Here is a 10,067-nt window from a genome sequence, read left to right as displayed (position 1 = left end):
GCTTTTACAACCTCCTCACCCTCTTCTGTGTAATACCCAATTTTTACTTTTCCTTTTTCTATCAAGTACACTTTATTGGCAGCATCCTCAGAAAAATAAACATAATCACTTTTCTTGTAAAGATCGAAATCGTGACAATTTTTATACTCCTTAAATTTATGAGGACATAATTTCTGAAATAGATTTATATTTTCTAAGAACCAAATATTTGACATCGAACCGTTTTATTATTTCAAGACGATAATAGATCACAATCCTTACAATATTTTAAAACAAAAAAAGCCTGAGTAAAAAACTCAGGCTTTTAAAATATTTAAATCAATTCTTATTAAAGAACTAACAACTTACTTGAAGGTTTGAACTTTGTTAAGTTAATTCCTTCAACAGCCGCTTGATATTCAGCTAAATTTGGTGTTCTACCTAAAATTGTAGACAATACAACTACTGGTGTAGAAGACAATAAAGACTCTCCTTTTTTCTCTCCAGAATCTTTTACAACTCTTCCTTGGAACAAACGAGTAGACGTTGCCATCACTGTATCACCTGGTTCTGCCTTTTCTTGGTTCCCCATACAAAGGTTACAACCCGGACGCTCTAAGTATAACATGTTTTCATACTTTGTACGAGCTGCTCCTTTAGGATCATTGTCATCAAATTCAAATCCAGAATATTTAGTCAATACATCCCAGTCTCCTTCTGCTTTCAACTCATCTACAATATTATATGTAGGAGGTGCTACCACTAATGGTGCTTTGAATTCAACTTTTCCTTGTTGCGCTTCTATGTTTTTCAACATTTGAGCTAATATTTTCATATCTCCTTTATGCACCATACAAGATCCAACGAATCCTAAATCAACAGATTTTGTACCGCCATAAAATGATAATGGACGAATAGTATCATGAGTATAACGTTTAGAAACATCTTCATTATTTACATCTGGATCCGCAATCATTGGCTCTAAAACGTCATCCAAATCAACCACAACTTCTGCATGGTATTTTGCATTAGAATCTGGTCTCAATGCTGGTTTAGCACCAGATTTGATTTCCTCGATTCTTGCATCCGCTTTATCTACCAACCCTTTAAGAACTTGCTTCGCGTTGTCCATACCCTTCTCAATCATGATTTGGATACGACCTTTAGCAATTTCCAATGATTCAATCAAAGTAGCATCTTCAGAAATACAGATAGAAGCTTTTGCTTTCATCTCTGCAGTCCAGTCAGTAAATGTAAATGCTTGATCCGCTGTCAACGTACCAATATGTACCTCAATGATTCTTCCTTGGAATACATTTTCACCACCAAATTGCTTTAACATTTGTTGCTGTGTTGCATGCACTACATCACGGAAATCCATGTACCCTTTCATTTCACCTGTAAAGGTTACTTTAACAGATTGAGGAATTGGCATTGTTGCCTCTCCTGTTGCCAATGCTAAGGCAACTGTTCCTGAATCCGCTCCAAAAGCAACACCTTTTGACATACGCGTATGTGAATCACCACCGATGATAATATCCCAATCACCAACAGTAATGTCATTCAATACTTTATGAATAACATCTGTCATTGCATGGTAGTTTCCTTTAGGATCACGTGCTGTAATCAAACCAAAATCATTCATAAATTTCATCAATCTAGGAATATTTGCTTTTGATTTATTATCCCAAACTGATGCTGTATGACATCCTGATTGGTAAGCACCATCAACTATCGGAGAGATTACTGTTGCAGCCATAGATTCTAACTCTTGAGAAGTCATCAATCCTGTAGTATCTTGAGAACCTACAATATTAACTTCTACACGAGCATCAGAACCCGCATGTAAAGTTTTACCTGGAGTATTCCCTACTGCATTTTTATTAAATATTTTTTCTACTGCTGTCAATCCTTGTCCCTCTACAGAAATTTCTTTTGAAGGAGCAAATACCGCAGGAACATCAATTCCTAAAGTCTTGGCAGCAAAAGTTTGAATTTTTTTACCAAAAACAACTGCATATGATCCACCTGCTTTGATAAATTCAACTTTTTGAGGAGTTAACGCTGCAGAAATATCTTTTACAGCTTCCCCATCTTTGTATAATTGTTTTTCTTTTGTATTAATTGTCAAAACAGTTCCTGTTTCAACAGAATAGTTTTCTTTTAATACTGGCTCACCTTCTTCATCTACTATCACTTTACCATCAGCATCATACTGCTTCACCCAGTTTTGTAAATCAATTCCAATACCACCAGTTACACCAACTGTAGTTAAGAAAATTGGTGAAATACCATTTGTTCCTGCAATTACCGGAGCAATATTAATAAAAGGTACATATAGACTTGCTTGAATTCCTGTCCATAATGCTACGTTATTCACACCAGACATTCTAGAAGATCCTACTCCCATCGTTCCTTTTTCAGCAACCAACATCACACGCTTATTTGGGTGTTTTGCTTTCAATGCACTCAATTCTTTTTGCATTTCTTTGTTATGCTCAAAAAGACATTGACCATGTAACTCACGATCAGAACGTGAATGTGCATCCGCTCCTGGAGATAATAAATCTGTTGAAATATCACCAACACCAGCAATATAAGTTACAATTTCAATTTCTTCTTCTACTTCTGGTAATGTTGTAAAAAACTCACCTTTAGCATAACTTTCTAATAAATCTTTTGCGATTTCATTTCCTAACTTGTAAGCAGCTTCCAAACGCTCCGTATCTGCTTCATACAAGAATACTTGAGTTTTCAATACTTTTGCAGCCTCTTCAGCGATTGCCTCAGTGCTCAAAGCTAAATCCAACAACACTTCTACAGAAGGTCCCCCTTTCATATGAGACAACAATTCCAAAGCAAAACTTGGTGTAATTTCTTTAACTACAGAAGTACCAAGAATAATTTCTTTTAAAAATTTTGCTTTTACACCAGCAGCGCTTGTCGTACCAGGTACAACATTATAAATGAAAAAGTTAAGAGAATCCTCTCTATACTCATTATTTAAATCTTTAATTTGAGAAATAATTTCGCTTAATAATTCAGCTCCATCAATAGGTAAGGCATGTAACCCCTGACCTTTTCTTTCCTCGATCTGCTTAATGTAATCGTTGTATATGCTCATAATATATTAGGAATTTATAGTTTTAGTATTTCATTCAACATGTATCAAATACTATATCTATCTATTTGTTAATAATTTGATGCAAAATTACAAAATATACCTTGTATTTAAAAGGGGTCTCACCATCATATCGATTAAATGATAAATATAAATGAGATTAGAATTTTAGGAATACTTAAATTATAAATTTTCTCAATAATGCCGACTTTTTTTACGAATACATTAAAAATTTCACAGCAAACAATCAGAACTTTAGTAGTATTTTCTAATTTTATTCATTTTTTACAGAATCAATAATCTCTAAAAAGTGGTAAAAAAATAAAGTAGGCCGATAAGCCGGATCCTGTTTCTGTTTACACAGACTCTTATCATTTATCTAGTTCCAAAATTACTTATGGAATCCATCTGCCTACCCCTTGGAATCGAGCGAGTAGCCCTCAAGCTCCAATGTACATGGCATTGCATCGTATAGAGTTTACCTGGTTTCACTACAGCCGAACTGTACTTGCTTTCTGTTGCACTTGTCCTCAACTCACGTTGGACGGATGTTATCCGCTATACTACTCTATGATGTCCGGACTTTCCTTTCCTGAATAAATCCAAGACGATAAGATGGCCTACTTTTATATTTATATTCCATAAAAAACCCACTCTGTGACCAGAGTGGGAAAATTGCTATGAAAAAGATGTTATTAACCAAGAAGTTAATAACTCTACAAAGATAGTTTATTTATATTTAATAAACATAACTTTTTCTTTACTTTTTAAGAGAACATATCCTTAACTTTCTCAAAGAAAGACTTGTCCGATACTGTTGGATTTGGGATGAAATTTTCATCGTCTAACATACTTTCAAAAAACTTTCTTTGTTTCTTATCCAAAGTAGTTGGTGTCCATACATTGATATGTACCATTAAATCACCTGTTCCGTATCTTTCAATACTTGGCAATCCTTTTCCTTTTAAACGTAATATTTTTCCTGACTGTGTACCAGCTTCGATTTTAATTTTCACTTTTCCAGTAACTGTCTCAATTTCTTTAGAAACTCCTAAAACAGCTTCTGAAAAACTCACATATAAATCATAGTGAAGGTTGACACCTTCTCTCTTTAATTTTTCGTGTGGAATTTCTTCAATTACAACCAACAAATCACCGGCAACAGAATTGTTTCCAGCGGCCTCATTACCTTTACCAGCAACTTTTAACTGCACTCCTTCCGTAACTCCTTCAGGAATGTTAATGGTTACTGTTTCTTCTGAAACAACCAATCCTTGCGCATCGGCATTGCTAGGTTTACTTTTTATAGATTGCCCTGCACCATTACAAGTAGGACAGGTAGCTGCTGTTTGCATTCTACCCAACATCGTATTGGTAACACGCATTACTTGACCTTGTCCATTACAAGTTCCACACGTAGTATACTTTACTCCTTTGGCTTGAATTTTTCTACGAACTTTAACCTTTTTATCAACTCCGTTTGCTATTTCTTCCAAGGTTAATTTTACACGAATACGTAGATTGCTTCCTTTGGCACGAACAGGTCCACGAGACTGACGTCTTCCACCTCCGAAGCCTCCTCCAAAAATATCACCGAATTGGCTAAAGATATCATCCATATCCATACCGCCTCCACCGAAGCCGCCAAATCCGCCTCCGCCTTGACCACCTTCAAAGGCAGCATGACCGTATTGATCGTAACGTGCTTTTTTATTATCATCACTCAACACCTCATATGCCTCAGCAGCTTCTTTAAATTTCTCTTCAGCTTCTTTGTCATCTGGATTTTTATCAGGATGGTATTTAACCGCCATTTTACGGTATCCTTTTTTTATCTCACCTGTGGATGCAGATTTTGATAATCCCAACACCTCGTAATAATCTCTTTTTGCCATATTTTTACTCCATTAGCAACCAACATTAATTTTTAAGTCTTTCAACCAAAAAAATTACATCAGTTGTATACTATTAATTGTTTTACGCTTGTCCGATAACAACCTTAGGGTAACGAATTACTTTCTCTCCTAATTTGTAACCTTTTTCAATTACATCAATAATTTTACCTTTCAAATCATCTGAAGGTGCTGGAATTTGTGTAATTGCCTCATGCAAATCACCATCAAAAACATCACCTGCCTTTGCTTCTACAATTTCCAATCCTTTTTGCTTTAAAACAGAAGAAAGTTTATCATTGATCAAAGTCATTCCTTTCAACAATTCTTTATCCTTCACTTTTTTGATTTCTGCCAAACCTCTGTCAAAATCATCCAAAATTGGCAGTAATGACACCATTATATCCTGTCCTGCCGTTCTGTACAATTCAATACGTTCTTTAGAAGTACGTTTTTTATAGTTTTCAAACTCTGCAAAAAGTCGTAAATATTTGTCTTTTTCAGCTTGAATAAGTTCCTCTGGAGTTGGCTCAACTTTCGCCTCTACCGCCTTTTCTTCCTGAGTTTCTTCATTATTATTTTCTTGAGAAACAGCTTGATCTTGCTCTTGTGTTTCTTCGTTTTTTGTTTGTTCTTCTGTACTCATTGTAATGTTAATTAAAAATACACTCGTAAGTATGCAACAATATTGCCATTGTTCTTACTGTGTCAAAATGTCATTGTTCTATTTCATATAAAAATCCCTTTTCTTTTGGAAAAGGGATCCCTTGTGAAAACTATAATTTTCTATTATTCTTCTATTCTTTCTATTTTAGCTCCTAGTGCTTTCAATCGTCCTTCAATATCTTCATAACCTCTATCAATCTGATCGATATTATGAATTACAGAAGTCCCCTGTGCGGATAAAGCTGCAATTAACAAAGAAATACCTGCTCTAATATCAGGAGATGTCATTGTTGTTGCTTTTAATGAAGATTGATGATCCATCCCAATTACTGTTGCTCTATGCGGATCACATAAAATAACCTTTGCTCCCATATCAATTAATTTATCGACAAAAAACAAACGGCTCTCAAACATTTTCTGATGTATCAATACAGATCCTTTAGCTTGTGTAGCAACCACCAATACTATACTTAACAAATCCGGCGTAAAACCTGGCCATGGAGCGTCAGACACCGTCAAAAATGAACCATCTATATAATTCTGAATCTCATAAGATTCTTGCGCAGGAATATAAATATCATCATTTCTTTTTTCAAGATTGATTCCTAATTTTTGAAATACTCTAGGAATCTGTCCCAAATCTTTCCAGCTCACGTTTTTAATGGTCATTTCAGATTTGGTCATTACTGCCATCCCTATCCAACTACCGATTTCAATCATATCAGGCAATACGCGATGAGTACAACCTTTCAATTCTTTTACACCTTCAATTTCTAGCAAATTAGAACCTACTCCGGTAATTTTTGCTCCCATACTATTCAACATTTTTGACAATTGTTGAATATACGGTTCACACGCTGCGTTATAAATACTTGTTTTACCTGTTGCTAAAACAGCAGCCATTAAAATATTTGCAGTTCCCGTTACTGAAGCTTCATCTAATAACATATCGGTACCAAACAACTCTTCGGCATCTACTCCATAAAAGTGTTCTTCTCTATTATATCTAAAGGTAGCACCTAACTTGATGAATCCCTCAAAGTGAGTATCTAACCTTCTACGACCAATTTTATCTCCTCCAGGTCTCGGAATATATCCTTTCCCAAATCTTGCTAACAAGGGCCCTACAATCATAATAGAACCTCTAAGAGAACTACCATCTCTTTTAAATTCTGGTGATTCTAAATACTCCAAATTGATATCATCGGCTTGGAATGTATAGGTGTTTACATCGTGTTTTTCAATTTTAACGCCTAATTCTCCCAAAATAAAAATCAATTTATTTACATCGATGATATTTGGAATATTCTCAATTCTAACTTTTTCTGGCGTTAATAACACCGCACAAATAATTTGCAAAGCTTCATTCTTTGCTCCTTGAGGAGTTATCGAACCCGATAATTTGTGTCCTCCTTCAATTTTAAATATTGCCATTTACGAAAGGTATTTTGTAGTAATTATATGAGGTGAAGTAAATAAAAACTAATTTTTATGTCGGTTCTGATGTCCTTTATAGTTTCTATTGTTTTTATTATTCTTGTTTTTATGATTTTTATGTTGATGATTTGAACCGCCTCTTGAATTGGCTGTCTTTTTTATCAAACTACTACTAGATGACAAAACTTCATCACTATCAGTCAAATTTATCTTTCCATTAGACAAATCGTTCAAATGCTTGAAAATAACAGAATCATCTACTGTATCTTTATTCCAATTTAGATAACATTTTTTCATGTGATTCGCTATATTAAAAATAAGCGCAGTTCTCAATTCACCTTCCTCCCAAGACAAAGCAACCTTTATCATTGTTTGAATGTTGTGACCATAGAAGCGGTATTTTGAAGCCATTTTTGGATATGGCAACGGTTCTGGTTTTGCTTCTAATTCAATTTTATCAGGCTTCCCAAAAGGAGCTTCAACATTCAACTCAAAACGAGACATGATAAACAATTGATCCCATAATTTATGTTTGAAATCTGGCACATCTCTTAAATGAGGCTGCAAGTTCCCCATCACATCAACAATTGCATACGCCATTTTTTTTCTTTCCTCATCGCTCTCCAAAGCTACGCAGTGATCCACCAATTTTTGAATATGTCTTCCATATTCAGGAATAATCATCAAAGGACGATCCGAATTATATTCTAAATTATATTCCATTAATACTTATAAATAATTACAGAAACCTGTAGTTTATATTTGTGTAGTTTACATATGTGGTATAGGACAAACACGAAGTAATGAGTTTTTGTCTATCCACAAATACTTTCGCAAAGTAACTAAATATATTTGGTTATACAACAAGGATAACAAGCATCTTATAAATTATTGAACAGCAGTCATAGCGGCTCCTATAATCCCGGCATTATTTTCATATTTTGCCGATTTCACCGGAGTATCTATCTCTAATGCTTCTTTAAATTTTTCTGTTTTTTTACTTGCTCCACCTCCTAATATGATTAAATCTGGAGAAAATGTTGTTTCCGTAAAACGCAAAAATTTCTTAAAACGCTTTCCCCATTTTCTATAGGACAAATCTTCTCTTTTCCTGGCGGCATCAGAGGCATAAAACTCAAAACGTTCATAATCCTTATAAGGTACCGTTCCTAATTCTACATTGGGAACCAAGGTACCATCTACAAAAACTCCAGAGCCCAAGCCTGTTCCAATCGTAATCATAATAACGACTCCTGGAACACCCTTACCTTCGCCTAATTTTATTTCAGCCAAACCAGCAGCATCAGCATCATTCGCAACAAAAAATTCCAAGCCTGTCTTTTCTGAAAACAATTCGTCTATTTGAACTCCTACCCAACTTTTGTCAATATTTCCAAAAGAGCGCGCTTTTCCATTAGAAACTATGGTTGGAAATCCACAACCAACTTTTCCTTTCCAATTAAAATGCTCCACCATTTTAGCCACTTCAGTAGCCACATCTTTAGGTTTAGCACCCAGTGGCGTGGGGATTCTATGTCGTTCTGAAACCAAATCTCCAGTTTCTACATTTACAATAGCTCCTTTAATACCTGTACCACCAATATCTATTCCTAATATTTCCATATGTAATTTATTTGTTTGTCTTAAAAATAATCATTTAAATCTTACATCATAACTTACCCCTGCAAAAAACACTAAAAAGTAATTCCCTCTATCATTGATTTTTTCCTCATGTGATACTCCCACTCCGGTACCAAAAAAATGTTTTTTATCTTTTGTAGAGAAAAAATAATTGACATCTATCTTTTGAGACTTTAAATCAAAAGTAGGTGCATTTGTTTCATCAATTGGATAAGGATCAAACTCTGGAGAAAACCCTATCCCTACACCAACACCAAAATAATTATCTGCATCTGCTCTATATTTTCTATAAGTCAATGTACCCGACTTACTAGTTCCTGCTCCACCCGGTGTCAAATAAGTTCTAAACGACCAATAGGCGTTACCTGTATACCAGCCAACAGATCCTGTATAAATAATAGTGGTATCCGTATATTCTAACCCTCTAAACCCCAATGAAACTTCAAAACTTTTAGGAAGGTTTTTATACAACTCAAATCCATATCTCCACTGAGGAAATAAAGACGTATTAGAATAACCACCACTCACATATGCATAAAGACCATTTGCTATTCTTGGATATAAATCCAACTCATATTGTACTCCTGTATCTCCAAATCTTCTATCAACATTGACTTTAGCTATCAAAGAACCATATTTTGTATCTCTTCCGTAGTTTATAGTATAATACTCCATCATGTCACGCTCGTTGCGAGCATAAATATTCACAGCAGTCCTAATCCCGATTGAATTATAGCTCAATAAAAAAGTAAGCTTTTCTTTATATTTAATCGCATTTTCATTCTCAGGGTTCTCCTCTAAAACTTTTTCAACGATTCTTAAAGCTTCTTTCCTATGCTGTGTTTTCTCCTGTACAACCGCTTCAAAAAGTCTAAATTCTTCATCATTCTCAAAATGAACTAATGCTTTATCCACCAATTCCCCGGCATGATAAGGGGAAGCTCCCCAGAATTCATTATTGATAGCAGCAACCCAATCTCTTCTTCGTTTTGGATCTTCCTTTAATATCATTTCGTATTGTTTCCTAGCCTTTTTATATTCCCCATCCCAGGCATAGGTACTTGCTAAAAAAGATCTTACATCTAAATACGTTGGATATTTCTCCAAAATAGAAATTAACAACACTTGTGCTTCTGCTCTTTTTTTATCGAAGGCCATTTCCCTAGCTTGCTTAAAACCTTCATCAGGATCTCCCTCAAACTTTTTAGTTTGAGCCGAAACAGTCACCGACGTTAAGTAGACCATAACAATGAAAATTAAATATTTTTTATAAGATATTTTCATTTCAATATATTTTTATAATTCACATATTTCAAACTATCTGGATGCTT

At 34.7% G+C, this 10,067-nt stretch carries 7 protein-coding genes, 1 other RNA gene and 1 pseudogene; all 9 read right to left on the bottom strand.

All coding sequences use genetic code 11. From position 1 onward, the window contains the following. A pseudogene (locus P8H68_RS14300) lies at positions 1–215 on the bottom strand (Crp/Fnr family transcriptional regulator); the annotation flags it as partial. A gap of 113 nt (positions 216–328) precedes the next feature. Continuing rightward, the gene (locus tag P8H68_RS14295; protein ID WP_300326683.1) at positions 329–3,103 is read right to left on the bottom strand and encodes a bifunctional aconitate hydratase 2/2-methylisocitrate dehydratase; all 2,775 of its coding nucleotides are present in this window, start codon (positions 3,101–3,103) and stop codon (positions 329–331) included. Positions 3,104–3,419: 316 nt separating this feature from the next. After that, positions 3,420–3,727, bottom strand: an RNA gene (gene rnpB / locus P8H68_RS14290) — RNase P RNA component class A. 140 nt (positions 3,728–3,867) lie between these two features. After that, the gene (gene dnaJ / locus P8H68_RS14285) at positions 3,868–4,995 is read right to left on the bottom strand and encodes a molecular chaperone DnaJ (RefSeq protein WP_300326680.1); all 1,128 of its coding nucleotides are present in this window, start codon (positions 4,993–4,995) and stop codon (positions 3,868–3,870) included. A gap of 82 nt (positions 4,996–5,077) precedes the next feature. Continuing rightward, the gene (locus P8H68_RS14280; RefSeq protein WP_300326677.1) at positions 5,078–5,638 is read right to left on the bottom strand and encodes a nucleotide exchange factor GrpE; all 561 of its coding nucleotides are present in this window, start codon (positions 5,636–5,638) and stop codon (positions 5,078–5,080) included. Positions 5,639–5,781: 143 nt separating this feature from the next. Continuing rightward, positions 5,782–7,092 carry a UDP-N-acetylglucosamine 1-carboxyvinyltransferase gene (gene murA / locus P8H68_RS14275; RefSeq protein WP_300326674.1) on the bottom strand — a complete coding sequence of 437 codons (1,311 nt, stop codon included), beginning with the start codon at positions 7,090–7,092 and terminating at the stop codon, positions 5,782–5,784. A gap of 48 nt (positions 7,093–7,140) precedes the next feature. Continuing rightward, the gene (locus P8H68_RS14270; protein ID WP_300326671.1) at positions 7,141–7,818 is read right to left on the bottom strand and encodes a DUF4290 domain-containing protein; all 678 of its coding nucleotides are present in this window, start codon (positions 7,816–7,818) and stop codon (positions 7,141–7,143) included. 165 nt (positions 7,819–7,983) lie between these two features. Beyond that, positions 7,984–8,718 (bottom strand): polyphosphate--glucose phosphotransferase, encoded by a 735-nt coding sequence (ppgK, locus tag P8H68_RS14265; protein WP_300326667.1) that lies wholly within the window; start codon positions 8,716–8,718, stop codon positions 7,984–7,986. A 30-nt stretch (positions 8,719–8,748) separates the two neighbouring features. Beyond that, the gene (locus P8H68_RS14260; protein WP_300326664.1) at positions 8,749–10,020 is read right to left on the bottom strand and encodes a YaiO family outer membrane beta-barrel protein; all 1,272 of its coding nucleotides are present in this window, start codon (positions 10,018–10,020) and stop codon (positions 8,749–8,751) included. Positions 10,021–10,067: the final 47 nt, after the last annotated feature.

The sequence above is a fragment of the Flavicella sp. genome (assembly GCF_029238425.1).
Taxonomy (GTDB): Bacteria; Bacteroidota; Bacteroidia; order Flavobacteriales; family Flavobacteriaceae; genus Flavicella.
This window is presented reverse-complemented; position numbering and strand designations above follow the sequence as displayed.